Raw genomic sequence first — 25,234 nt, 5'->3', positions numbered from 1 at the left:
ATGCCGAAACCTGCTTATCATATATTCGTTTGCAACAACACACGTCCACCGGGCCACCCTCGGGGTTCCTGTGGTGAAAACAACGCCATGGCCGTTCTGGAAAAATTTGGAATGGGAATCGAACAACGCATGTTGTTTGGAAAAGCGCTATTGTCCAACACCGGCTGTATGGGCCCCTGTTCCAATGGTCCTGTTGTGGTCGTTTATCCCGATGGTGTCTGGTATAAGGGGGTGCAGCCGGATGATGTTGATGAAATCCTTGATTCGCACATCGTCAACGGCAAGAAAGTCGAACGGTTGGAAATCCCTGACGATATGTGGGGGTAATAATTTTTCAGGTGTCAGGATGCAAGGGGCCGAATTTTAAATTTCGTTTGGGGGGATGGAAGAAGTCGCTTCTGTGGTTTCTTCCAGCAGGAAGTTTCTGATTTTCCCCCAGAGGATTTTTCGGCCCAGGTCTGACTGGCTGGAATAGGCAATTACCTGTTGTGTCCCTTCCGGATCAAATTCAGCTTTGATTTTTTTTAGTTGGCGCGCAGTTTCTCCCTGCTTGAGTTTGTCTGCTTTTGTGGCGACCAGAAGGTAGGGGATCTGGTAGTGCTCCAGCCATTCCTGCATTTGCAGATCGAGGTCCGTCGGGTTTCGGCGAATGTCGAGAATGAGAACCACCAGCTTTAACGGTTCACGGCCGGTCAGATAACGCTCGATCATCACACCCCATTTTTTTCTCACCGATGACGGGGCCTTGGCAAATCCATAGCCCGGCAAGTCAGTAAAAATCCAGCGGCTATTGATATCAAAAAAATTTATTTCCTGAGTTTTACCCGGAGTCGAGCTGGTTTTCACCAGCTTTTTCCTGTTCAGCAGGGAGTTCAGCAGAGATGATTTGCCGACATTGGAACGTCCGGCGAATGCCACTTCCGGTAAAGCCGTGTCGGGATATTGTTTGGGTTGCACGGCCCCCGTAATAAATTCTGCGCGATGGATTTTCATGTCTTGAATGCGTTGATGACGAGTCCCGACAGCAACTTTGGATAAAAGTAGGTCGCTTTCTGTGGCAGGCGGATTCCTTTTTCAGCCATCTCCCGGACCTTTCCTATAGGTGTGGTGTTCATAAAAATAACCATATCCTGTTGCCCCGCGTCTATATGTTTCCGGGCCTCTTCTGCTCTCACATTATATTGCAGGTGAGCCTGACCCTCCGGTGTGCGTGTATTGATTCCCAGAATGTGTTTCAGAACCAGGGTGTGTAATTGATAAACATCCAGTTGCAGCAAGTCTTTCGGTTCGTCCTTTTCACGCAATGGACTGGCGAGGTCTATATTTTTCAGGCGAAGAATTGATGCCTCACCCGCGCCGAAATAAACGCAAAATGAAATGTTCGCTTTTCCCTCATTGGCCAGTGAACTGAGTAGTATTGGCGTGGTCGCATTTTTTGGCTGGGGAATGATTTCAAAAAATTCCTGTAGTCTGCTTTCAAATTCCAGCCGGTTAAAGGTCCCCGGTACCTTGATTTGCCGATGGGTGGGGTAAATGGCGAGGCCGTCTGCCTCAAGATTGGTGAGAAACATGAGCACCCACCCGGCATCCGGCACTTCTTTCCCATGCTCTTGAAAGTAACCCAATGCCGTTTCGTATCGATGGTGTCCGTCTGCTATGGTCACCTTGCAGTTTTGAAGTTGATTGGATAGAAACGCGAGGGTTTCGGCATCTGTGACGCGCCACAAACGGTTTTGAATTTCTTCATAGTGGACCTGATAATCGGGATCGGCTTTCATGGCTGATTGTAACCGCTCATCTACCTGTTTGGATGGATCCGAGAAGAGGCCGAATATCGGACTGAAATTGGCTTTGCAGGCACGGATAAGCTGAGCCCGGTCCTGCTTGGCTTTGGCCAGCGTAAATTCGTGGGGGCAGATATTGCCCCGTTCGAATTCTTCCAGTTTGACTCGAGCAAAAAAACCGGTACGCGTGATCGATCGGCCTTCGAATTCGTATTTCTGACTATGAACATAAAATGCGGGAGACGCATCCTGAACAAGAATTGAATTCTCTTTCCAGGAATGAAAATTTTTTGCCGCGCGTGTGTATCGGTTGTTGGTGTCAGTGTCTTCCGGGAATTGCTTCCCAAGGATGAGTCGGACCACGTTGAAGGGATGACGGTTGTAAAGAGCGTCCTGCATTTCCGGACGGATCACATCGTAAGGAGGGGCTATGACTTGTTCCAATCCTCCCGTCTTGTCCCGGTTGTAAAGAAAACCTGAAAATGGTACAACGTCAACCATTATTGGCCTTATAAAAATGTATGATCGCAAGTTGCATATTACCTGCAATCCGTTACCCTTATTGAGATTCCCGAATTTTGTGGAACCCAAAAGGTCACTATACACCTTTCGGGTTTTTGATCAAAATACCGACTTTATTTGACAGGTAAAAAAATATGCGTGTACTCCTCCTGCAGACCCTGGTTTTTCTCTCATCATTTCTGATATTCCAAATCGAATTGATCCTTGGGAAGTCGATACTCCCTGGATTCGGTGGTGGTTATATGGTGTGGGGGATCACTCTGGTTTTCTATCAGGCCTTGTTGTTTATTGGGTATGGTTACGTTCACTTAATGAACGGGCGCCTGTTGTTCACCCGATTTCGAATGGTGCATACCTACCTCGTCGCGTTGTCGTTGCTTCTCCTGCCGATAAATGTCGACCGCATGGCGGAACCCACTTACCAGTGGCCCATTGTGGGAGAGATTGTTTTCCTCCTCACGCTCACTATTGGTGGGCTTTTCTTTGTGCTGTCTACCTTGTCTGTTTATCTTCAGGTACACCTTTCGGATTCACATTTGGAAGCGCGTAAAAATCCCTATGTGCTATTTGCCGGATCCAATCTGGGAGCCTTTGCCGCGCTTTTGAGTTATCCGTTTTTCTGGGAGCCCTATTTTGACCTGTCCGAGCAGACGCGTATCTGGGAGTTTGTATACGCATTAGTGGTTGTGCTTTTTATTGCCATACAGTTATTGGTTCCTATCAAGAAACAGGACAAACCAACGGGAATATCACTTCCCTCCGTACCCAGTAGCCAGCTTTTAAAATGGCTCTTGCTGAGTGCAGCACCCTCTGCATTTTTTCTTGCGGTGACCAATGAGCTGACTTTGAATATCGCTCCGGTTCCCCTCTTGTGGATACTTCCGCTTGCCGTTTACCTGCTGACTCTGGTCCTCAGTTTTAAGAAAAATCCCTTTTGCCCGAAATGGTTTCTGGATTATATCCAGTGGTTCATCGCACTGGGTGTCATCCTCTTTTTCTTCAACATGATGGGGCAGTCTCTGATGGAATTGGGACACAACACCATTGCGAACTGGTTCCCCGACCACCAGATGTTGGCCAGGTCCGTTGGGCCGGTATTAATGCTCAGTCTGTGTTTTGTTTTCTGCCTGGCCTGCCATTTCCGTTTGAACCAGGCCAAGCCGGAAGACCCAAGTGGATTGACAGCCTATTACATGGTGTTGTCAGCCGGCGGTTTTGTTGGCGGTTTCGTTGTCAACTGGGTAGCGCCCTGGGTTTTCAACTTGACCCTTGAAACACTTATCTCTTTCGCACTAGGAGCATGGGGGCTTGCTCTGGGACAAAAAGAATGGCAGGGAAAAAAATCAATATTCGTTTTTCAGTTTCTGGCAATCCTGGGAGTGACCCTGATGTGGCCCGTGTTGCGGAAAAGCATTGCACCTGAGGGACGTTTCCTGGTAGACCTGGGCGCGGCAATGGTTCTCCTGATTTTATTTGGCAGCCTGGGGACGAGGCTGAAACAGCATGCCGTGGTTCTGGCGGGATTGGTATTGTGGGTGGTAATCCTTGACGCTAACTTTGTCCAAAAACAACTGGTGTTTAAAACACGCAACCACTATGGCGTCCATACGGTTCATGAATTTAACGGTTTTCGCATGATGAAACACGGCACCACCATGCATGGCGCACAGATTCTCGATCCGCGTGGAAAGAAAATTCCCCTGACGTATTTTCATCCCGGTTCTCCCATGGGATTGCTGTTGACGCAAAGACAGTTGCCGATGCAACGAGTGGCACTAATGGGTTTGGGTGCAGGTTCCCTTGCGGGGTATGCAAAGGCAGGCGATGAATGGGAATATTTTGAGATTGATCCTATGGTAGGTCATATTGCGCAAAACTATTTTACGTTTTTAAAAGATAACCCAGGCAAAGTTGATATTGTTTACGGTGATGCGCGGGTCACCATGAGAAAACAACCGGATCAGACTTACGATGCGATAATCATTGATGTTTTTAACAGTGATGCAATTCCTGTTCACCTGTTGACCGTTGAGGCGATGAAGGAATACGACCGCGCTTTAAAAAAGGGAGGGGTGATCTTCTTTCATGTTTCCAACCGGTTTATGAACCTGCTGCCCGTTATCTATAGTAACGCCGAGGCATTGGGCTGGCACTTCAGTTTCAAATTAAACCCGGAAGCAAAACCTCCGTTAAAAGCCGCTACAATATGGGGGGCGTTAACAAAGTACCCTGAGTCTCATGAGATATTGAAGAAGGAACAAAAGTGGCTATCAGGCAGGATAAAACAAAAAATCCGTCCCTGGACAGATCAATATTCCAGTATCTGGCCCGTCCTGAATCAGTAATAAATTCTCACAAGTACTCGCATCCGCATAATTCACGGATATAGTTAACCAGTGAATGGATCATGTTGTCATCCAGAGTATGCCCCCAGCTCGGCATACAGGGAGCACGGCCACCGGCTAATCCACCAAACTTGATGACGTGGAACAACTGTTCGTCACTTCGCGTTTCCAGATATGTGGACTTGGTGTGGTCGCGTGGTGGTACCGCAGTGTGGGGCGCATTGATTCCGTTTCCCTTCCCTTTAATGCCATGACACTGGGCACAATACCATTGGTAGGTTTCACGGGTTTTGGCCGTTACCGGATGAGCTTTCACTACAGGTGAAGGTTCTGGTTGCAGTGATTCAGGAACGGGTTCTGTTGTCTCTGTTGCCGGGGGCTTTTCAGTTTGTTGGTCATCTTTTTTTTCTCCACAACCACCGGCAAACAATGGAAAGAATAAAAGCAGTGCAACCAAAGCGGCCTTTTTAAAATTTAAACTGGACATTATTTTTTATCCCCGCTTTTTTTGTGCCACATAACGTATCGAGTCAGGGCCTTCAATTCCTCCTCATTCAACTTGAACCGTGGCATGCGTCCGCGTTTTTCAAACACCTCGGGGTTTTTCAGCCAGTGGTATACCCAGCCTGCGTTTAATCGGTCACCCGCGTCTAAGAGTATTGGGCCGGAAACACCTCCACGAGGTTGTCCCGCCAGATTTACAGACTGATGACAGGAGATGCAGCCATACTCTCTTTCAAATAATATTTTAAATTTGAAACGCTTGCCTTTACTGAGTGGTTCTTCCAGTTCAGCTGTGGGGGTATTTTCCAGCGCACCTGATTTCAATTTCATCAGATTTTCCACGATGGTTTCCGCTGATTCTTTTTCGAGCTTCGGGTGGGGTGTCGCGATGGATGGTTTCCCTTTTAGAAATCCCGCGTCGGCGATGAAGCCTGAGAGGCGGATCGGGTCAGGTTGTTGCAGCCAGTTGACAAGCCAGGAGGCCTGGAACTTGTCTCCAGCAAAAAACAAGTCGGGTCCCTTGCGCTGTTCCAGGGGGGTGTCTGGGCTCAAACGGTGACATTGGGTGCATTTGTTCTTTTTGAAAATTGAATCTGCAGCAATGGATTGCCCGGTAAAACTGAAACTCAGGCATAGCATAACAATGAAAGCCTGCAGGAAAAAAATTGTTTTCTTTAGAACATTGTCCATTTACTTTTACCTTGGAGTTTCAAACAACAGGCTAGTCAAAGGAAAACTCATTGGACTCTCTTGTGTCCTGTGAGGCGCTATCCAGCGGCAAAGACGTTTCAAACTGACCTGTTTCCTTATTGTAGTATAGATCTTCCTGCCGTGAAGGTTCACCGTATTTTCGTTTCTTCAACTCATGCAATCGATCATAAGGAAACGACTTTCGATTGAGTAATACATCAAGATTTTTTTCCTTAAGGTCAAGATAGCGACTCACTTCATATTTTTTACTTGGTTTCAGCAGACGCTGGGCTTCCTTAAGGTTCAAGGCGCGTGCCGGTTTGGGTAGAACAGTTTGCAGTGCCGTACCATCTTCTGCAATGCTCTGGCTAAGCTGAAAATCGTCTGGAAGCGTTCCATCCTCTTTCCATTTTTCGAAGAAGCCTTTGCCTTTATCGACGTTCTGCAAATAATCAGCACCCAGTCCAACGGCTTCCTGGTTTTCATGACATGCCTCGCAGGTTCTGGCAGTTGGCCGAATGGTGTGTGGCGCATGCGGGGTCAGCACCAGCGCTGGTTTATCGGATGTGTGAGCAGGAACGCTGGCCTGGCTAGGTGTTGTGCTCTCATCAGATGCCGGGTTGGTTACAAAATACTGGTGTCTGGGTTTCAGTATGGTGACTTTGCCTCGTTTGTTTTTTCCCAGAATCATCGTGGACCAGTCGGATCGGGCTAGAAGGTTTATCCAGAGACCCGGTGACCATTCACCTGTAAGAGATTCGCGATTGCCTTTTACAGTAGGCCAGAGCAGGGATTGGCTGGTGTCCGTTTCCCGATTGAGGTTGTTCGAGAGTTTCAAATGATTCAGAACGGGATCCGGAAAACTCCAATTTTCCCACTGGGTAATGTTGAATTGGTTCTCTTTAATCGTGTGCAGGCCCCATTCGCTGGCAGACCACCGTGCATGACAGGCATGGCATTCTACTTTTTGAAGATGCTGACCGACCCGATGGGCGACCGGCCGTGTGTCCATATCCTTTAATAATGGAATGGTGTGTCGTTTGCCGGTGACTTTGGATACCAGTTCCCATTTATTTTTCCTGATAAAAATATGGGGCATGGGGTGGCCCGCTTCCGTTATCAGGATGGTTTCCTTGCCTCTTAACTTACGATTGAGATTGGGATTTAGTCGCGCCAACTTTACCAGTCGATTGTCACCCGTGTTTGATTGAGCGAGTTTTCTTCCTGTGGGCCCCTTTTCATGAGTCCCATGGCAGTCTTCGCAACGGATAGTCACCGTGTCATGCAGGGTTTCGCTTTTTTCCGGAGGAGATTTCATCTCATTCGCAGAATGGCAGTCGATGCAGTGCATGCCGCGTTCCCTGTGGATGTCGGGGACTAAAAATTCATACTGTCTTCCGTGCAATACCGGATCATCCTGTCCAGTCAATTTTTGGGAATCTTTAGGTCGGGCGGGTGTAGCAAACAGGCCTTCGTATTCATTTCCGACACCGTTATTCTGGTGACAATGCTCGCATTGCACGCTTGGCACGGCCACTGTGAGCTGGTGCACAACAGGGTAGGCTCGTTTTTTTTCGATGGCGTTTTCCGCCTCTTTGCGGAGGAATCGGGTACGGACTTCCTCTCCACCTTTAATGGATCGCTGCACAGCGCGGTCGCGTGTCAGCGTGCTGCCGTCATTGGTGTAAACCATATGACAAGCCGCGCAACCTGTGGAACGGTAGTCTCCTGTACGCCGGGGAGCTTCGGAACCCAGATGACAACGCAAACATTTTTTATCGAGAAAATCCTGAGCATGGTTTTTGACAAGGCCTGATGGTACGGGGGTTGCTTCACTGGAAACCTTTTGTTCAGAATTTTTGGAGCTCTTTGTTGAATCATCAGGTTTGTCTGTTTTTTTGGCGGATTGCTGAGTTTCTTTGGCTGTTGTTTTATTTCCTGAGGGATGACCCCAGGCACGATGTGTCTGGTCAATGATTCCTTTCGCTGTAGCCATGAGGGATCTTTCCATCCAGGCAACCTGATCGGCATGGCACTTGCCGCAATAGCGGGCGGCGTGTTCCGGCGATGAAGGATTGGACGCCATGCTTTTATGGGCACGGCTTCTGTTGCGAGTTCCCGAATTGCCTCCATGGCAGTCGGTGCATTCAAGCTTGTGGCTTGAACTGATCTCTTCAATACCATGATGGCAAAACTGGCAGCCTTCATCCCGGTTGTCGACCCGGATTTTTCCAAACACATCCTCAAGAGAGAAATTGGAATCCTGGTAAAATTTTAACTCCGACTCCTCTGAGTCTGCATAACTGTTGAACCGGATACCGTCGATAGTGACACCAGGTTCAAGAGCATCCTTGGCATCTTCCCGATACCCACGTATCAGGAAAAAAGGGTCGCGTATGTCCCCGGCTTCAACTGTCCGGCGAGGTGGTGGAGGTGGTATCTCTACACTTTTTTTAAGGAATCGTTTTTCCATAGGAAAAACGGGTGCCGAAGTGGGTTCCTGATTCTCCGGTGTTTCCGAGGGTTCGGGGTCGGGTAGATTCTCTTCGCTAATGGTTGGAGGGTTTTCCGGTTGTAGGCTTCTGGATCCGGAAAAGTCGTAATCAAATAGTGATCCGCCACCAAATTCCTGGGCGTTCAAGCCTGTGAAAGAAAACAAAACCATCAATACCAGGCAAAAAAGAACCCATCCTCGCTTTGCAATCATCGCTGGCCCTCAGCTTTTTTAATTCGGGCGCGATGTTTTTTAAAGGTTGCCAATTTGTAACTCTTTTCGATATTTTTATAAATCGGATCGGATTCCCTGTCATGACAAGGAAGACAGTTGCCGACTTTAAGGATTCTATTCAGTTCTTTCTGGTTGAAGGAACGGGTGCCGGGTTGATGACTTCCTGCAACGGGTTGGCCCTGTATCGTTCCTTTGGGCAAGGGTGACCTTTCTCCCAGTGTACCGTATATATTGCCCTGCATCACCGGCTTTGCTGCATCCCTTTTGCCTGAGGATTTCCGGCCTATTTTCAGATCAGACGAACCGAGTCCCAGCGCTTCAGTGGAAAGGTGGCAGGATGAACACGATCGGACTTTTGGGCCTACCGAATGTGGATGGGTTGCGTTGATTGTATTTGCTCCGGAATACCCTCTGGGGTTAGTGAAACCAAATTTACGATACCGACCCTGAAAATCCCCTTCATCATTTATTACAGGAAGAGAATTCCCCTTGGGATCAAGAGCGGTCAGGGTATTGAGAGGCATCGCGTGTGCCGGACGCACCTTGGAGTCAGGGCCGATTAGAAGGGTCGGTTCTTTGTAGTTGATTTCAGCCTTGTATCCTGTCCATGGGGATGGCTTTTCTTTCGGATTAAAAACCAGGTGACAGCCTTTACATTGCGGTACCCACGAAGAGTGGCAAGCATTGCATGCAAGTTTTTCATTGTGTCTCGAAATACGATGTACTGACCCGTCTTTGATTAAAGGAATTTTCCAGGATTTCTCTCCGCGCTTGGAGAAAACGGTGATGTTGCCATCATGCATTTTGATATTTGAAAGTTTTCTCCCACGCCGTGATACAACTGCCCAATCCCCTGGCTTTATGGGATTATTCAGGTAATGACGGTTCTCCCTTAAAACACGCAGATCGTTTGAATCAATTTTTTCAATTTGAGGGTGGCGATCAACCGTTCCATGACAGGTTTCACAACCAATTTCAACCGCCTCATACTGGCGCGAATAGAGATTTCCATCTCCCATTACATCGAATGAACTGTGACAGTCTATGCATTCCATTCCTGCCTGGGTGTGTACATCCTCAACTGGGTGACCCTTGGCAAAAGATGGAATGGATTTTATCAGGGTTCCGGGAATACGGGTTTTATCCATGCCCATAGACTTATGGCATTTCGTACAGGTCGTCTTCTCCGGCAGGGCTGTCATCCTGTGACGGGAGGGATGTCCGGTTTGGTCCTTCGGGATTGTCGGATCCATTCCCTCGTAGGTTCCCTCCCTGGAATAAGAAACGTGGCAGGCGGCGCAGCCTTGAGAGCGGTATTCACCGGATACAGGTTTCCCGTCGAGGTGACATTGAAAGCAGGTTGACCTTAAAACTCCATCTGCAGGATGATGCGATACTTTTTCTGAGCCGGTAGCTTGTCCTTGTTCAATTTGTTGACGGCGGTTTTTGGCCAGGAAAAATGGAAGAGGTTCCAACTCTGGTTTTAATTTTCCCGCAAGTTCATCCTCAGTGTTATTAGGGGCAGGAACCCGTGATACTCCGTATTGAGCCTGGGGTGTTGATTGCGCTGCCCATTGATAGCGTAAACCAGCAATCATTCCTGAAAGGGTTCCCATCATGGAACGGCGTACACGATGGATATGGTTTTTACTGGAATCGGTGTGTCCCGCATGGCAGCCAATTTGCCCGCAACTGAGATGAACCACCGACAAGGCTGAGGGATTGCGTTTTCCAGTTCCGGTTGTAGAATCATAAATCATACTGGCATGAGCTTCGGTTTTGTTGAGGGAGGTGGCATCCCCTCCATGACAAACGGTACAACCGAAGGAAGCCGGGTGAGAAGTGCTCATGGGTTCAATGCCATCATGGCAGGTCAGGCACATTTCTTCCTTATTTCCACGCAGATCGCTCACTACCAACTCTTTATTGTCCCCCAATCGGGCGGTCACCTTGGTGCGTTTGATTTCCGGCTCCTTTGAGAGCCAGGCTTTTTTTTCACTTTCGTTTTGGGTCAATTCGGACTGTGCCTGGTGATAAAGATTCTGCCAGTATTCCCAGTTGTCCGTTTCCTGAGCCCACGCAAGCCAAACGCCGCCAAGTATAAGGCAAAGGCTGAGAATGAAGGTACGAAGTTTAAACACAGGGTTTGAATCACCAGATGTTATGTGCCAGGCAGGGTTTTAAACGCCCGACAAAGTGAAGGGAACATCCTAAAACGTGAGGACTTCCAATGCAACCACCAGGAGTGGACAACTTGATCGCCATTTAAAGGAAACGAGAGCTTTAAAGTGCATTGCATTTTATTTTCTGGTAGGCAGACCCTGGATGCAGCCTGCAGGTTTCCGGAGATTTTTCGGTTTATCCTTATGCTTCTTCAAGTATCGCAAGTGATAAGGGTTGCAGGTGGAAAATCTCCGATGCCATCTGCGGTTTTTCCGGGCTGAAAGTATCTATCAGGGTATTCCACCTGTTTTTTCTTGTTGCCGGGGCAATTTTAAAGTCTACTCCATAATTTTCAGACGAATGAACCAATAGAAGCAAAGCGGCGCTTTCCCGTTTTTTTTCATTACGGATTTTTACCCCGACAGTTTGAAGAGACCCATCGGACCAATCGCTATCTTCAATTTCGCGGCCATCTGGATGTAACCAGGTGAGGTCTTTTTCATTGTCGAGGGTTTCCCCGCTGAAATAATGATTTCGACAAAGGGCCGGGTGAGTGCGTCTTATATAAGAAAGCTTCTTTATAAAATGCAGGAAAGATTCCTGCGCAGGATCAAGTCTCCACTCATAATAATTAATTTCGTTGTCCTGGCACCATGAATTGTTGTTGCCCCATTGTGTTTTTCCAAGCTCATCGCCTCCCAGGAACATGGGTGTACCAAGAGAGAGGAACAGGGTTGCTGCCATATTGCGTTTCTGGCGCTGCCTGATTTCGAGAATATCCTGTTTGAGTGTGGTTCCTTCCTCACCGTAGTTTTTGCTCAGGTTGTTGTTATTACCGTCACGGTTTTTTTCGCCGTTGGCATCGTTGTGTTTGGATTCGTAGCTCACCAGGTCCTGTAGTGTGAAGCCATCGTGGCAGGTGATGTAATTGATCGATGTTCTGGGTGGTCGATGCTGGGGGCCGAAAATATCTTCACTGCCGGAGAGTCGCCTGGCAAACAAGCCGGCGTGGAGCTTTTCCCCTTTCCAGAATTTCCTGATGTCGTTTCGGTACTGGTCATTCCATTCAGAAAATTGCTTTGGAAAGTGTGCCAGCTGGTAGCCTCCTTCGCCAAGGTCCCAGGGTTCCGCAATGAGCTTAACCTGAGACAACACGGGGTCACTTTGCAGGGTTTCAAAAAACGGATGATGGGAGTTGAATCCTGATGAACTCCGTCCCAGGACAGTTGCCAGGTCAAAACGAAAGCCGTCGACATGCATTTCTTTTGCCCAAAAGCGAAGACTGTCCAAAACCAGCTTTTGAGCGACGGGGTGGTTGATATTCCACATATTGCCGCATCCGGTGAAATCCTTGTAAATCGAAGGATTCGCTTTGTCGAGCCAGTAATAGGCTTCGTTATCCAGACCGCGGTAATTCAAAAGGGGACCGTGAGTAGACCCCTCGGCGGTGTGATTGTACACAACGTCCAGGATGACCTCGATTCCGGCCTTATGCAGAGCTTTTACCATGGATTTGAATTCGCGTGCCGGATCAGTTGGGGAAGTCCTGGCGAATCGAACATCCGGTGCAAAAGGGAGTAGGGTATTGTAACCCCAGTAGTTGACGAGGCCGTTTTTCCGACAGTGCCATTCATCGAATGCTTGATGAACCGGCAGCAGTTCGATGGTTGTGACGCCGAGGTTTTTAAAGTGGTCCAGTAAAGGTTCGCTGGTCAGTCCAAGAAAACTGCCGCGCAGGGATTCGGGGACATCCGGGTGGCGGGCGGTGAGGCTCTTAACGTGGGTTTCATAAATAAGAGATTGTTCCCAGGAAATACGGGGTGCCCTGTCGCCTTCCCAATCAAAAGAAGTGTCCGTAACCCGGGCAAGCGGAGCGATGTCCGCATTGTCACGGATGTCTGGTTTGGTGATGTGCCGGGAATTGCAGCCGAAGAGTCGTTCATCCCAGACAGGCGCCCGACCGAGAGCATGTGCGTAGGGGTCGATCAGAATTTTATTCGGATTGAAAAACCGACCTAGCGCTGGATCATAAGGGCCTTGGACACGATAGCCATAAAGTGTATCGGTGGTAACATCCGAAACCAGAACGGACCACCATCCGTCGCCTGCCTGAGAAAGCGGGATCCGTTCAAACTCGGTTTTGCTTTCGGAGGATTCAAAAAGGCAAAGGTCAACACCTGTGGCCGAACCTGAGTAAACCGTGAATCTGATTCCCCCGGGTTCCACTTGGGGACCCGGAGAAAGCTCAGTGTTCAGGACCATACGGTGTGGATTACCGGATATTTTTAGTAGACAGGATTGTGAAAATAGTACAAAGCATCGTCGCCGGGGACGATGGTGTAGTCTGGCAAGCTGGAACAATGCTCGTGCGCAATTTTCCAGGAGCCGCCTGCATTGAGAAAACCATAGGTGCAGACGCTGTGCTGCCGCTCGTCAATGTGTCCGGATTTGGAAGTGACGCTGACCATTTCATCGACGAGGATAAACGCACTTTTGCTACCCAGACCCTTGCTCAGGATTTTTCGATCTACGGTGCATTTCAGGCCAACAAGGTCGGACATCATGCCTTCGTAGTCTTTGATACGTGAATCAAGCATAATGCGCTTGTCGTCAAAAATGATGACCATTTCTTTAGTGTAATACTGTTTGAGGTCTTTTGGAGCGGTACACACCTTGGCATCGACCTGTGATAACACTTTGGTCATAGCATCAGTATCTCCAGCAAAAACAGGTTGGGTGAATCCTATTAGACAAACGCTCAAAAAGAGCCCGGTGACGATAGTTCGGGATTTCAACATGAAACCACTCCAAGCATTTCGGGGAGCCTCCTGAAATTTATTGATTGTTTTGGGGACAGTTTGCCCGGGCATAAAACGTTTAGCCTGGGGTAGGGTCCGCACAAACTCTGGAGTCTCACTTTGGTTATTATTAACGAATTGTAAAAAGTTGTTTTGTCCTCGTCAGGTTCTAGGGAAAATTCTGGAAATAAATCTGGACCTCTTCACCTTCATTGGCCCACCCAAAATGTCCACTGCCCGCAAAGGTGGTGATGATTCCTTTATTATCGACCTTGCGGATACGGTTATTTCCCATGTCAGTGATATACATATTGCCTTTGGAGTCAAATGCCAGACAAGTGGGAGTTTTCAGCATCGCTTTGGTAGCCGGTCCCCCGTCTCCAAAATACCCTTGAATACCGGGTCGTCCTACCACGGTCGAAATAGTTCCGTCTTTGGCAATTTTTCGGACCGCATGAGTACCCGATTCCACGATATGCATTTCGCCCGATGGCGATATTACGATATCGTCAATGGATTTGATCCCGGCTTTGATGGCGGGTCCACCATCTCCACTGTCTTCAAATCTGGTGTTCCCGGCAACGGTGGTGATGATACCGTTTTTGTCAATCTTCCGAATGACATTGTTGGCAGCATCTCCGACATAAATATTGCCATCCTTGTCCATCTCCAGAGTTCGTGGGTCGCGAAATGCAGCTTCTGTCGCAGGACCTCCGTCTCCGTAATAACCGGATTCCCCGGTACCGGCGATGGTGGTGAATTTTCCGGAAGCATCAAATTTCCTTAGCTGATGATTGATGCGGTCGGCAATGATGAGGTTGCCCTTGCCGTCGGGGAGAATGTCCGAGAATTGTGTGATCGCAACAATATCAGACTGTGAGGATGCGCCAACGTGTTTGCCAGTGCTCACGCCCTTTTGATATTCCCGGTCGCTGGTCGACAGGGCAAGTTCAATTGTTCCATCAACCTTAAGCTTGCGCACAATGCTCACAAACCCACTCGGGCTCATGAAATAGATCTCACCTTTTTTATTTTGTGACAGGTAAGTGGGGTAAACGGAAGCTTCGAGGGCCGGTCCCCCGTCACCGATGTTTCCTCGAATCCCGTTACCTGCGATGGTGTTGATAATTCCATCGGGAGCGATTTTCCTGATTCGGAAGTGTGCCTTGTCGGCAAAAATGACGTTGTCGTTCTTGTCGACGACAATCCCGTGAGGGAAGTTGAGGCGCGCGCCCGTTGCGGGCCCGCCATCACCACCAAACATTTTGACACCGTCACCCGCAACAGTTTCCACCTTGCTACCCTGAGGATCAATTCTGCGAATCCGGTAATGGGAGCGGTCCGCCACAATCAAATTGTCGTTTTGATCAATAGCAATGGCGAACGGCTTTCTAAGATTGGTTTCCCGGGCGACTTCCGAGTCCCCGTTATATTCCTGGGTTCCCGTGCCGGCGAAGGTCCGGATCATACCGAGGTTGTCGATGACCCGCACGCGATTGTTGTAGTTGTCCGCGATGAAGAGGTTGCCTTTTGAATCGAGAGCAACTCCTGTGGGGCCTGCAACGCTGGCCCTGTATGCTGGTCCATTGTCTCCAATAAAATAAAAGCCACCGTCTCCCCCGATGGTGGTGATGATGCCGTTGGGGGTTACCTTGCGAATCCGGTTATTGCCCCGGTCTGCAATGATCAGATTGTCTTTGGGGTCCATGGTAATACCAAAGGGCTTATCCAGCGTAGCTTTGAGTGCAGGACCGTTGTCCCCAACATAGCCTTCATTGCCGTTACCAGCATAGGTGCTAATGGTGCCATTGGTATCGACCTTGCGGATACGGTTGTTGGATCTGTCGGAAATGTAAAGATTACCCTTACTGTCCGAGGTCACCCCGGAGGGCAGGTTAATGCTGGCCTGGGTGGCCGGTCCACCATCGCCGCTGAATCCTGCGGTACCATTCCCTGCAATAGTGGAAATGTTGCCATTGGTATCTACTTTGCGCACACGGTGATTTTCACGGTCTGCAATGTAGAGGTTACCCGCTTTGTCAAAATGCAGGCCTGCCGGCATTCTCAGGAGTGCTTTGTTGGCCGGCCCACCATCTCCGGAGAATCCGGACTTACCGGTTCCAGCTATGGTGTGAATCAAGCCTTTCGAATCGACGCGAGTGACAATGTTGTGATCGCGCTGGGAAATATAAATGTCGCCGTTTGGAGCAACAGCAACCCCATCAACCAGGGAAATTGAAGCTTCTGTCGCTTTTTTGGCAACGCTGGCAACAGGAGCCGCTGCCAATCCGAAAATACAGATAGCAGTGACTAACAGACTATTTCTAAAGGTATTGAACATAAATTCCCTCAAATTCAATTTGAACAGGGCGGAAATGGCACCAGCCAACGCCAGAGCGATTCCTTTTGTTTACTGTATGTCAAGATTACCATGGCTCAGCCCCCGAAAAACAACTGCAAAAATGGGTTGAACTGAAGAAAATGGTATTTATTTTTCAATTATAATCCCGTGCCGTTATTCCATGTTGACGGGACCTAACTACTGAATATTTAGGCGTTTTGCGGATTATACGGTAGAGGAGCATCCTGTCAATGGATTTTGGAGTCTAATGTAGATGATTCGGAATTTTCAAAGTAATTGTGCGCAATTGGAGATGGATTCCCTTCGATTTTTAAAAAAGCTGAGCCTTTCTCGCTCTTGAGTTAATATTGTAGGAATATATGTAATTTTAAAGTAGGAAAAACTCTATTATAGCAGGTGGTGCGGAAAAAGGATTTTTAGCCTTTGTTGTTTTTTATCGAAGTAAGAATGGAACCCGAAGAGGTAAAGGTACGCCTGCACGATACATGATCTTCGCGCATCCGCCAGCAGGAAGCATTTTGGCCGTTTGCATGTGGTGCCCCCATGGCCAAACCCGGAACTCTTATCAAGAAGCAATTCAATCTGGTGATAGCAAGTGATTCAGATCCTGGACGATGAGCCCAGGCACTATAAACAAAAAATTGAGTTCGTGAAACGGGACAGGAACTGATGACGCAGATCCGGTTTATTATGCGCAACTCTTCCACCAACGGGCTTTCGATATTCTGAAGACACAGTCTGACCGCAACCTCATTTAAAGCGGTAGCTTCACTTCAGGTTCCCAAAAGTTTTTGCCAAAAAAATCTATCAGGAGGCTGTTATGGATATGATTTCGTTTTTAATCATCGGTGCCATTGCCGGCTGGCTTGCAGGAAACTTCATGAAAGGCAGCGGTATGGGGCTGGTCAGCAATATGGTTGTTGGTATTATTGGTGCTTTTATTGGCGGCTTTGTTTTTGGTTTGCTCGGAATCAGTGCTGTCGGGATGATCGGGTCCCTCGTCACTGCCACGGTGGGAGCCGTGATCCTGCTCTTTATTGTGGGAAAATTAAAAGGTTAAAGAAAGCAAACCTTCCCTTACAAACCCTTTACAAATCCATGTCCGCGAAATGCCGGATGTACAGGATCAGTTGCCAGATTTGATCGTCGTCCAGATTGGTGAAGGCTGGCATGGCAGTGCCCTCCGAACCGTTTTTGATGATCCAGAACAGTTGTCCGTCGGGAATATTTTGCATAGTGTGATCGCAGGTAAAGTTTCGTGATCCCGGGGACAGTTCGCGAAACAGTATGCCAAGTCCGTTTCCGCTGATACCGTGGCACAGCCGGCAGGGTCCCGGTTCGGCATCGAAGTGGAACAGGGTTTGTCCCGCGAAAATATTTTCGCGCGAGGCCTTGAGCGGGTTTTTCAGATTGTAGATTTCATCCGGAGCTTTTTTAGTGTTACGGATTTGCGGGCAGGCGGGTTCGAATTCGATCCCATCACTGGTTTTTTTGCCAGGATTGGCCGAAAGGGTCCAGCCTGATGCATTGGTTGCAGATAGAATGAACATCAAAGCAAAAAAACCGGTAAAGAATGGGGAAATGCGACGCATAGTGCCTCTCCTTATAAATCGAAATAATAGATTCTCCCTTTAGTATAACTCCGCAGTCCTCTGTATAAAAAGATCGCTTGCCGATATTTTTTATTCCATCTTATGCAGTTTTGTCAGGCAAACGATGAAAGCAATGGTTCCGATAATGCCGGTGCCGACGATAACGCCTACAAGAAAGTATTCAAAGTTCGGGATGCCCACCGTATTTTCGTAAATGCCGCTGGCGATCAGGGGAACGATAAAAAACGCCAGATAACGGGTGACGGGTATTTCATCAGCAAGTTCAGTCAGCAGGTTTCCGGTTTTCTCCCTTTCTTTATTTTTTCTGAGAGCAAAATACATCAAGGCCAAAAGGGGCGGAAGGATGAGAACGGCCATAGGGCGTTGGATAACGGTAACCGCACCGAACCAGAGAAGGGTGATGCAACAGGCGGCCCGGACTTCCCACTTGTTGAAGGAGAGGGGAATGCGGGCGTTTTTCTGCCAGATGAGGTGACCCGTGACGAATAGAAAAATGAGTGTGAAACTGTATGAGAAAAAGGACTCAGGATTCACCTGAATGGTTGGATCGGCAGTGCGCCAGGTGGAAGCCCACAATCCCCAGAATACCCCGATGAAGGCAGCCAGCCGGAAAGTGCTGGCCGTTGTTTTCAGCGCCCTGCGGGTGGCGTACAACCCGACCATGACCGTCAGCAGAGCATGCCAGGAGAGTCCGGTCACCGGTATGGAATAGGGGAACGGTGTATCGGGCACACCGTACATCGTGTTGACCAGAACGCCTTCAACCATCCAGCCGAAAAATCCACCTGCGATGAACAGGGCCGGCAGGTTTCTTACATTAAAGTGCGAGACCACGATTAAAAAAAGCCAGGCGGAGTAACAGTAGATCGCCCCGGTAATGGCATATCCAAGGGCGGAATCCGTTGGCCGCATCAGGCCGTAGAACAATCCCTCCGACACGAGCCAGAAAATAAGCCCCGTTGAAAAAATGAGGGAGCACTTTCGGGTGAAAGATTGAAAGCGGGAAGTTGTTTCTGATGTCATACCGTTGTTTTTCTAGCTTTGGGAACGGGTTTTTAGTAATCAGGGATCAAGACTTCTCGTTAATGATGTTCCACTGAGCTTGTCGAAGTGGGGCATCCTAAATGTTCAATGCCTTCTTGTTTCTACAGCAATGAAGGATGGTTGTCACTTGATTGTCCGAATCCCGCTGCCGCCCTTTTCTTCGATAGACTCATGACAGGCTTCCGTGTAAACGGTAGTGCCAGTGGTGCATTCCAAATTCAATACTCTTCAAATCATCAACCAAGGGATAACCCTCTTCTTCGAGCAGTTTCGAATACTGGCTAGCTATTTCCTTGGAGTAAGTAAGAATGGCGATTCTTTTATGGTTTGAGATTTTTAGATTGGCCCCCCCTTCCTCCGGATAGGAGGTTAAGGTAACAAATCCATTTTGAATCGAATTTTTTTGATTGCCTCCTATGTGCTCTATAATTTTTTCAGAGGTATTCAGGTTTTCGTTAGTAAAGAATTGTTCCTAATCTTCTTTGTGTTCTTCATCATGCAACACATACCAGAAGACTCGTTATTCATTTTTTTTTTGCGGCATCCAGAATTTTCTTGATGGCCTCGCCCATGAAGCTTGCACGCGCCCAATAGGTTTGGACGAAAGCTTCTTGCTCATTCTGACTCGTAACCATGCAAACGTATAAGTTTTTAATCATCGGTGAATCATTAAAAATTATCGGAATGTCAAAATAGTATGCTTCCTGGTAAATATTCAGGTAAATTATTTTAATCGGCTTCTATTCAAAGGTCTGCTTCACCTTAAATCCTTGAAAATGGTATGATGTGGGGCATCTGAAACGTAATTCCGGACTTGTATGAAAGTTCTTCTTATATTTCCACCAGACTGGCTTCCTTCCGAGCCGTATCTCAGCCTGCCGGCGTTGACTTCAGTTCTCCGTCCTGCAGGTCACGACGTGGTGCAATACGATGCCAATGTTGAGATGTACGATCTCATGTTCTCGGAACCGTTCCTGCGCCACGCCCACAAACGTATCGCGTTCGAGTTGAATCATCTGCAGCGGGTCGCGGGTGAGCAGGGACTGGACCAGGAAGAGCAGGAACTGTATCAGGCATTGATCGCCTGGGATGAAAAAGCTGTCCGCAAACAGGCGCTGGCGGTGGCGCGGGCCAAGGAGATTCTGCGTGGTGAAGAGTTCTACGACATCGATCAATTGGAGTGGGCCACGCACACACTGCACCAGACCATGGCCTATATCTCGCTGGCCTATTACCCGGCGCAGATCTGTTTCCCGCCCATCGAAACCGATATCGTTTACAAACCGTTCATGTCGACTGAGATTGTCGAGGCGTTGGACGACACCCAGATCAACGTCTACCGCGATGTGTATCGATTCCTGATTGAACCCCTCATCGCTAAAGAGCAACCTGACATCGTCGGTATCTCGGTCGTTCAACAGAAACAGCTCATCCCGACATTCACCTTCTGCAAAATGATCAAGGAGCAGAAGCCGGACACACACATCACCCTGGGTGGGAATATCATCACCCGTGTGCGTGATGTGATGAAAGACATACCGCTGTTGTGGAAACATTTCGATACCGCTGTGTTGTACGAAGGCGAGAGCGCGTTCCTGAAACTGGTCGATGCAGTAAAAGAGCCGGAACCAGACTACGCTTCGCTGCCGAATCTCATGTGGCAGTTGCCGGATGGCAAGATCACCACCAATGAGGATGTTTTCTCGGAGGATATGGACAAGTTACCGCCGCCGGATTTCGATGGCCTATCGCTTGAGAAATATTTCGTGCCGGAATTAATCCTGCCGTATCTCGCTACACGCGGATGCTATTGGGGAAAATGTACTTTCTGCGATCACTTCCAAGGGTACGTCGAGGGTTACCGCACCAAGCAGATCAAGCAGATCACCGAGGAAATCCAGTTTCTGAAAAACAAGTATGGCAACCATCATTTCCATTTTACGGATGAATCGTATCCACCGGCGCTGTTTCGCAAACTGTCGCAATCACTGATCGACAACAAGGTCGATATTGCCTGGACCACGCACATGCGTTTCGAGGAAGTGCTTTTGGAAGAGGAGGTCTGGAAGACTGCTGCGGAATCCGGGTGTCGTTACCTTCATTTTGGATATGAGTCGGGTAACGAGCGCGTGCTGAACCTGATGGATAAGGCAACCAACCTCGATGCGATCCGCACCAATCTGGAAATGGCATCGAAGTCGGGTATCTGGAACCACATCATGGGATTTTTCGGATTCCCCGGTGAGACCAATGCCGAAGCAGAGGACAGCAAAAAATTCGTCCACGAAAACCGGGCGCACATCCATTCCCTGGGATTCATGACTTTCGTGCTCGGAAAATACAGTCCAATTGCAATGGAGCCGGAAAAGTACGGCGTGTCATTTTACAAGAACCCGGAATGGGACCTGGCGCTGGATTATTATTTTACCGTGGATGAAGGCCTGAACATTCAGGAGGCCCTGGATGTCTTCGATAACTTTGAGCGCAACCACGATTCGAAATGGGACTTACGCACCGCGGTCCGCGAATATATTTTCTTATACGTTGATCGATTCAAAACCAACGACCTCACCATGCTGCATGTAAAAGAAGGGCAGGGCACCGCCGTTTACAACAACCCCGTTGGAATGGTGTAGTTCAGGGATTTCCAATAGAAATACGTACTTTTTCCATCCCTTTTCAAGAAGATCTTTCCATTAATAGAATATTTTGGAACATAGTCCTCGTCATTGCGAGGAGCCTTTGCAAATGTCTCTTGGAAAAGGAGAGGGAAAAGTAAAATATCCGAAAAATGAAATTAATAGCTTTGGCCTCCCGTCTGTAGACCGTCCCAGGTTTGCCAGCCATCTTATAATTATGGAGCCGGGCAAGATCGGTTCCGCCTTCAAAGGAGTCCATTAATGAAGCCGCTAACCTTAAATCATCTATATCGGTTGGAAGAGTTAAATCCCCGAGATTTTCACTTCGATGTAGCATCGGTACAACACGCTGACCTGATACAGGCCGCTTTGCGTGGGGAAAGATGGCAGGGTCCTTTACAGCAAAGGCATTTGCAATATGAGCGTCTGTTGAAGAAGAAACCCCTAATTTTGCAACTTCAGAGCGGGTAGTCTTCCCAAATTTGGCCGGGTCGAAATACTCAAAATCCTCTAGGGCTGTAGTCCCGTGATATAACGGTGTGTCAAGGTCAAACCCCATAGCTTTAGCCCGATCCCTATTTGTATTGTTGGGGGGCAACCCAAGACCCCCTTCCTCAATAGGCAGGGCCGCGTTTTTTTGGGCGACAACCATGGCTTTCTCTTTGTCGTCAACTGTTTTTTGTAGTTTTGTTTTCCTGCTTCTACGTTTAGGCACCGCGCCCATCCCCAGTGCTCCACCTAGCACCTCGCCCGCTACCTTGCTGGACAGCACCCCCCTCCTGCAACCTCCAGCCCCATATTGACGACATCATCCATACTAGCATTCACGCCTCGGTAAACGTGAGAAGGGAGTAAAGCCGCTTTGAGGGCATCCATCGCCATGGCAGGAGCCGCAAATTCAACGCCACCCTGCCTGGTCTTTGCGATGGATAGAAATCCCATCCGGAAGGTGTAATGCATTTGCTTGCAAAGTAGCTGGAAAACGTTTACAAAACAAAATCCCGTACAACTAAATATTATTAGGCATTTAAAGAAGCCTTCTATTTGATGATAGAGAAAGAGATTTCATTCTTCTCTGTGTCAAAAAAATGAACCCAAACGATTGTGAAAAAATGAAAACCATGTTCTTGAAACTAACTCCAGGCTTCTTTGTCTGCTTGTCGTTCGCTTGCCTTGTCGCTTTTCCAACCTCTGTACTTTCAAAGCAGAGTTCAGGGTGTGAAAACTTATCCAAAGAATATATAGAGTGGAAAGAAAAAAGCGCAAAACCCATGGATGAAAATGGGCTGGAAAATTTTATGGTTTGTGTTGATAGTGAAATAAATTCGAAGAGGGAGTTTGAACAGAATATTGCGAACAAAGACATAAAAGTGTTGTCTGACTGTAAGCAGGTGTCCAATGCCTTTGCGAATAACCCCAAAGACTTGTCTATGGATTCCTTGAGCAACTTTATGGAGTGTCTTTCAGAGGACTACAGAAAGGTCCTGGAGTCCAAAGGGGCAGGGGCAGTGGTCGGAGGAAATATTTCTGCACGAAAAGTTGACGGGAATATCCCGACAGATCCCCTGGATGATTTCTGGAAAGAGGGTTCGTTTGTGGCTTTCGAAATGGACCCGCAAATGATCACCAATCCCATGTGGCCCAATCCTTCCACTCGCTGGATTCATGTCAAGGCGGCGCGCAATGACAAGGACATTGCCGTGATGGTGAGCTGGATCGACTCAACCCGAAATGATGAAATGATCCGTTCCGAACAGTACAAGGATCAGGCCGCTATCATGTTTCCCGTGAATCAAAGGGGTGAAGAACCGTCTTTCACCATGGGGGGTGATGGAGAGGAAGTAAACATTTGGCAGTGGAAAGCGACCTGGGAAACTTCAGCTGGAAACGAGGGAGAAAACTACTACCCCGTTCCAGATATGGACATGGAAAAAGGGTTTGCAAAAGATGTGGAGCCCTATAACCCTGGAAAAGTTTCTGGAAATATATTTGCCGACTCTTCCATGCGTCGGTCTCCGATTGAAGATCTAAATGCTGAGGGGTTTTCTACACTCACCACCCAGGAACAGCAGGATATTGATGGGCAAGGCAAGTGGCTCAACAACCGGTGGTCCGTTGTGTTCAAGCGCTCCCTGAAAAATAACGATGATGGCGATACCCAGTTCAACACTACCCGGACTCCGATCGCTTTCGCCATCTGGAACGGGGGAAACAAGGAGCGCAACGGACAAAAAGCCGTCACCCAGTTTTATATTCTGGAGTATTAAACCGGATAGTTCTATTGGGAAGTTGCCAAGTCTATTGATAGGGTTTTAGGTTACTGCTGGAAGTCGCTTTTTCCTGAAACCCCATTCAGTCATAAATTATCCAGAAGTCCTTTTTTCTTCATTTCTTTTAATTTCTTTTTTCTTTCCCGTTCCATCCTCATCTTAGTGTACTTGAGCATTACCGGGTCCGGACCAACATGGGAACGGCTTCCAAATGGGTCCGATTGGGTGTGCGCCTGTTTTGCTTTTCGCTCTTTTTTTTCCGGTCCGAGGAATCGTGAAGAAGCGGTAGTGCTTGGGGGAACGTGTGTCGCTGGAGGAGGTGCTCCGATTGGAACTGATGGGGGAACAAAAGTTGGCGGGAAGAATGCGGGTCCTGATTGTGGCAGGCTGACGGTTGCCGGAGTTGATGTGGGCGGAGGGGCTCCGAACCCTGATTGGGGTGGAATTACCGGACCCGGTGTTGGGAGGCTTGTTGAGGCCGGAGTGGAAGTGGGTGGTGGAGATGAGAAAATAATTGGAGGGCCCGTGGGGTTTAGGGCTGCAAGCCAGCTTTTTGTCGGATCTACCGAATCCTCCCGGGGAATGCCGTGGGTGCTCAATTCCTTGATTCCTCCCAATGGTGTGGGCAATGGAGTGGCAGGTAAAGCGGGTTGGGGGTAGGGACCTACTGAATACTGAGCCTTCATGTAATAGTAATCGTACATGAAGGTATCCATCGCCAGTGTTTCCTGCGCACGGACGAATATCTGTGCTGTCCAGCCATTCGATGCTCCTGCAGAAAGTTCGAGCCAGCTCAGAACCGCACTTCGTTCCAGGTATTCTCCCCTCACTCGAACCCAACCCGGTGCTTCTGGAGTGCAAAATCCGCTCATTGTTGTGATGGCGCTTTCCAGAGGAATCATCCAGGTGTTGGCATCGAACGTGCCAGCACCGAGATTAAACATGGCATCGGCTCCTCCAAGAGCATGCCCGATTAGATGCAGCCATTCGTGGCGATTGAGAGCCTGCCCGCTCCCCATTTCCTCAATCATGACCGGGTGGGCGGAAACCTTCATTACGGATTTTGTCTGCTTGCGCTTGCCCACTTTTTTAACCGGCCCTGTGATCGTGTAACGGGCGTCAAATCCAGATCGAGACTGAATCGCGGGGGCTACCTTTCCCAGGGCTCCCTTTTCGGCTTTTGATTTCGGATGAGGATCACGCAGGGTCAGAGGTTTGTCCCTGGATGCGGGATGCAGATAAATACAATCCGGTTCGATTAAGCGGGGAAGGTAGCCTTTCTCCTTCATCTCCAGAAAGAAACCCGAAAGATCCACGGGTATGGAGGAAAGTTGATTGATGTCTGCAATATCATTTTCTTTGGCTAAAAGTGCGATCGGGGGTTGCGTGGTGTATACGACGGCACCTTCCGGTGGTTTGATCGCCCGACTGCGCATGTTGAATGCTTTGGTTTCTTTAACCTCCGGGAGTAGCTGAGGCTCCATGACACTTGAACGAGTGACCCGAATTTCAACCAACTCCGTGGCATTCTTTTCAACATAAACCTTTTTATCCGGTCCAATAAACTTTCCGTAACCGACATGAGTGAAAATCAGGGCATCTTTGGGAGGAGTTCCCGAGGCAACCCAGGTGGGGGCCACCGTTCCAGAAACCCAGATATATAAAAAGTTGTCAGTGTCGAAAGGGATCCACATAGGGATTTATAAAGTTTAGAAAGTTTTAAGCAGGAAAGGTATTTAAGAAAACGAATGGATTAGGGAAGGAGCTTATTA

At 48.4% G+C, this 25,234-nt stretch carries 19 protein-coding genes; 5 read left to right on the top strand and 14 right to left on the bottom strand.

What is annotated here, in order from left to right; all coding sequences use genetic code 11:
- Window positions 1-327 carry a (2Fe-2S) ferredoxin domain-containing protein gene (locus tag G3M70_02365; GenBank protein ID QPJ60793.1) on the top strand — a complete coding sequence of 109 codons (327 nt, stop codon included), beginning with the start codon at window positions 1-3 and terminating at the stop codon, window positions 325-327.
- A 36-nt stretch (window positions 328-363) separates the two neighbouring features.
- Here the strand turns inward: G3M70_02365 and G3M70_02360 are convergent, their stop codons facing one another.
- Together G3M70_02360 and G3M70_02355 are read right to left on the bottom strand one after the other, a co-directional pair.
- Entirely contained in the window at window positions 364-993 is a 630-nt protein-coding gene (locus G3M70_02360; GenBank protein QPJ60792.1) for a YihA family ribosome biogenesis GTP-binding protein, read from the bottom strand.
- Window positions 990-2,285, bottom strand: a complete 1,296-nt coding sequence (locus G3M70_02355; GenBank protein ID QPJ60791.1) for a DUF1015 domain-containing protein — start codon at window positions 2,283-2,285, stop codon at window positions 990-992. The genes G3M70_02360 and G3M70_02355 overlap by 4 nt, the downstream gene beginning before the upstream one ends.
- Before the next feature lie 155 nt (window positions 2,286-2,440).
- Between G3M70_02355 and G3M70_02350 the strand changes: the two genes are divergently transcribed.
- Complete coding sequence (locus G3M70_02350) at window positions 2,441-4,651, top strand: hypothetical protein (protein QPJ60790.1); 2,211 nt, start codon at window positions 2,441-2,443, stop codon at window positions 4,649-4,651.
- A 7-nt stretch (window positions 4,652-4,658) separates the two neighbouring features.
- Here G3M70_02350 and G3M70_02345 read toward each other — a convergent pair whose 3' ends face one another.
- The 7 genes from G3M70_02345 to G3M70_02315 all read right to left on the bottom strand — a co-directional run bounded on the left by G3M70_02345 (window position 4,659) and on the right by G3M70_02315 (window position 15,875).
- On the bottom strand, window positions 4,659-5,138 hold the full coding sequence (locus G3M70_02345; GenBank protein ID QPJ60789.1) for a c-type cytochrome: 480 nt from the start codon (window positions 5,136-5,138) through the stop codon (window positions 4,659-4,661).
- On the bottom strand, window positions 5,138-5,845 hold the full coding sequence (locus G3M70_02340; GenBank protein QPJ60788.1) for a cytochrome c: 708 nt from the start codon (window positions 5,843-5,845) through the stop codon (window positions 5,138-5,140). The genes G3M70_02345 and G3M70_02340 overlap by 1 nt, the downstream gene beginning before the upstream one ends.
- Before the next feature lie 31 nt (window positions 5,846-5,876).
- The gene (locus G3M70_02335; GenBank protein QPJ60787.1) at window positions 5,877-8,552 is read right to left on the bottom strand and encodes a hypothetical protein; all 2,676 of its coding nucleotides are present in this window, start codon (window positions 8,550-8,552) and stop codon (window positions 5,877-5,879) included.
- Entirely contained in the window at window positions 8,549-10,714 is a 2,166-nt protein-coding gene (locus G3M70_02330) for a hypothetical protein (GenBank protein QPJ60786.1), read from the bottom strand. The genes G3M70_02335 and G3M70_02330 overlap by 4 nt, the downstream gene beginning before the upstream one ends.
- A gap of 223 nt (window positions 10,715-10,937) precedes the next feature.
- Window positions 10,938-12,998 carry a glycogen debranching protein GlgX gene (glgX, locus tag G3M70_02325; GenBank protein QPJ60785.1) on the bottom strand — a complete coding sequence of 687 codons (2,061 nt, stop codon included), beginning with the start codon at window positions 12,996-12,998 and terminating at the stop codon, window positions 10,938-10,940.
- Window positions 12,999-13,021: 23 nt separating this feature from the next.
- Complete coding sequence (locus G3M70_02320; GenBank protein QPJ60784.1) at window positions 13,022-13,534, bottom strand: nuclear transport factor 2 family protein; 513 nt, start codon at window positions 13,532-13,534, stop codon at window positions 13,022-13,024.
- A gap of 169 nt (window positions 13,535-13,703) precedes the next feature.
- The gene (locus G3M70_02315; GenBank protein QPJ60783.1) at window positions 13,704-15,875 is read right to left on the bottom strand and encodes a hypothetical protein; all 2,172 of its coding nucleotides are present in this window, start codon (window positions 15,873-15,875) and stop codon (window positions 13,704-13,706) included.
- An 841-nt stretch (window positions 15,876-16,716) separates the two neighbouring features.
- Between G3M70_02315 and G3M70_02310 the strand changes: the two genes are divergently transcribed.
- Complete coding sequence (locus G3M70_02310; GenBank protein ID QPJ60782.1) at window positions 16,717-16,956, top strand: GlsB/YeaQ/YmgE family stress response membrane protein; 240 nt, start codon at window positions 16,717-16,719, stop codon at window positions 16,954-16,956.
- Window positions 16,957-16,984: 28 nt separating this feature from the next.
- Here the strand turns inward: G3M70_02310 and G3M70_02305 are convergent, their stop codons facing one another.
- Together G3M70_02305 and G3M70_02300 are read right to left on the bottom strand one after the other, a co-directional pair.
- A complete protein-coding gene (locus tag G3M70_02305) occupies window positions 16,985-17,446 on the bottom strand; it encodes a c-type cytochrome (GenBank protein ID QPJ63681.1) in 462 nt (153 codons plus the stop codon).
- A 132-nt stretch (window positions 17,447-17,578) separates the two neighbouring features.
- On the bottom strand, window positions 17,579-18,532 hold the full coding sequence (locus G3M70_02300; protein QPJ60781.1) for a hypothetical protein: 954 nt from the start codon (window positions 18,530-18,532) through the stop codon (window positions 17,579-17,581).
- An 839-nt stretch (window positions 18,533-19,371) separates the two neighbouring features.
- Here G3M70_02300 and G3M70_02295 point away from each other — a divergent pair.
- The gene (locus G3M70_02295; protein ID QPJ60780.1) at window positions 19,372-21,189 is read left to right on the top strand and encodes a radical SAM protein; all 1,818 of its coding nucleotides are present in this window, start codon (window positions 19,372-19,374) and stop codon (window positions 21,187-21,189) included.
- A gap of 43 nt (window positions 21,190-21,232) precedes the next feature.
- Here the strand turns inward: G3M70_02295 and G3M70_02290 are convergent, their stop codons facing one another.
- Window positions 21,233-21,916: a hypothetical protein gene (locus G3M70_02290; GenBank protein ID QPJ60779.1), complete on the bottom strand. Its 684-nt coding sequence runs from the start codon at window positions 21,914-21,916 to the stop codon at window positions 21,233-21,235.
- A gap of 29 nt (window positions 21,917-21,945) precedes the next feature.
- Window positions 21,946-22,152 (bottom strand): hypothetical protein, encoded by a 207-nt coding sequence (locus G3M70_02285; GenBank protein QPJ60778.1) that lies wholly within the window; start codon window positions 22,150-22,152, stop codon window positions 21,946-21,948.
- Window positions 22,153-22,643: 491 nt separating this feature from the next.
- Here G3M70_02285 and G3M70_02280 point away from each other — a divergent pair, with 491 nt between their 5' ends.
- Window positions 22,644-23,459: a nitrite oxidoreductase, gamma subunit gene (locus tag G3M70_02280; protein ID QPJ63680.1), complete on the top strand. Its 816-nt coding sequence runs from the start codon at window positions 22,644-22,646 to the stop codon at window positions 23,457-23,459.
- Window positions 23,460-23,548: 89 nt separating this feature from the next.
- Here the strand turns inward: G3M70_02280 and G3M70_02275 are convergent, their stop codons facing one another.
- Entirely contained in the window at window positions 23,549-25,156 is a 1,608-nt protein-coding gene (locus tag G3M70_02275; protein ID QPJ60777.1) for a hypothetical protein, read from the bottom strand.
- Window positions 25,157-25,234: the final 78 nt, after the last annotated feature.

The sequence above is a fragment of the Candidatus Nitronauta litoralis genome, from assembly GCA_015698285.1.
GTDB classification, from domain to species: domain Bacteria; phylum Nitrospinota; class Nitrospinia; order Nitrospinales; family Nitrospinaceae; genus Nitronauta; species Nitronauta litoralis.
This window is presented reverse-complemented; position numbering and strand designations above follow the sequence as displayed.

What these genes read in the sequence shown, in the direction of transcription:
- G3M70_02285 (QPJ60778.1), bottom strand. Translation starts at nt 22,152, where the DNA reads ATGCATTACACCTTCCGGATGGGATTTCTATCCATCGCAAAGACCAGG.
- G3M70_02290 (QPJ60779.1), bottom strand. Translation starts at nt 21,916, where the DNA reads ATGGGCGCGGTGCCTAAACGTAGAAGCAGGAAAACAAAACTACAAAAA.
- G3M70_02365 (QPJ60793.1), top strand. Translation starts at nt 1, where the DNA reads ATGCCGAAACCTGCTTATCATATATTCGTTTGCAACAACACACGTCCA.
- G3M70_02345 (QPJ60789.1), bottom strand. Translation starts at nt 5,138, where the DNA reads ATGTCCAGTTTAAATTTTAAAAAGGCCGCTTTGGTTGCACTGCTTTTA.
- G3M70_02305 (QPJ63681.1), bottom strand. Translation starts at nt 17,446, where the DNA reads ATGTTCATTCTATCTGCAACCAATGCATCAGGCTGGACCCTTTCGGCC.
- G3M70_02280 (QPJ63680.1), top strand. Translation starts at nt 22,644, where the DNA reads ATGGAGTGTCTTTCAGAGGACTACAGAAAGGTCCTGGAGTCCAAAGGG.
- G3M70_02320 (QPJ60784.1), bottom strand. Translation starts at nt 13,534, where the DNA reads ATGTTGAAATCCCGAACTATCGTCACCGGGCTCTTTTTGAGCGTTTGT.
- G3M70_02300 (QPJ60781.1), bottom strand. Translation starts at nt 18,532, where the DNA reads ATGACATCAGAAACAACTTCCCGCTTTCAATCTTTCACCCGAAAGTGC.
- G3M70_02310 (QPJ60782.1), top strand. Translation starts at nt 16,717, where the DNA reads ATGGATATGATTTCGTTTTTAATCATCGGTGCCATTGCCGGCTGGCTT.
- G3M70_02295 (QPJ60780.1), top strand. Translation starts at nt 19,372, where the DNA reads ATGAAAGTTCTTCTTATATTTCCACCAGACTGGCTTCCTTCCGAGCCG.
- G3M70_02350 (QPJ60790.1), top strand. Translation starts at nt 2,441, where the DNA reads ATGCGTGTACTCCTCCTGCAGACCCTGGTTTTTCTCTCATCATTTCTG.
- G3M70_02315 (QPJ60783.1), bottom strand. Translation starts at nt 15,875, where the DNA reads ATGTTCAATACCTTTAGAAATAGTCTGTTAGTCACTGCTATCTGTATT.
- G3M70_02360 (QPJ60792.1), bottom strand. Translation starts at nt 993, where the DNA reads ATGAAAATCCATCGCGCAGAATTTATTACGGGGGCCGTGCAACCCAAA.
- G3M70_02340 (QPJ60788.1), bottom strand. Translation starts at nt 5,845, where the DNA reads ATGGACAATGTTCTAAAGAAAACAATTTTTTTCCTGCAGGCTTTCATT.
- G3M70_02335 (QPJ60787.1), bottom strand. Translation starts at nt 8,552, where the DNA reads ATGATTGCAAAGCGAGGATGGGTTCTTTTTTGCCTGGTATTGATGGTT.
- G3M70_02275 (QPJ60777.1), bottom strand. Translation starts at nt 25,156, where the DNA reads ATGTGGATCCCTTTCGACACTGACAACTTTTTATATATCTGGGTTTCT.
- glgX (QPJ60785.1), bottom strand. Translation starts at nt 12,998, where the DNA reads ATGGTCCTGAACACTGAGCTTTCTCCGGGTCCCCAAGTGGAACCCGGG.
- G3M70_02355 (QPJ60791.1), bottom strand. Translation starts at nt 2,285, where the DNA reads ATGGTTGACGTTGTACCATTTTCAGGTTTTCTTTACAACCGGGACAAG.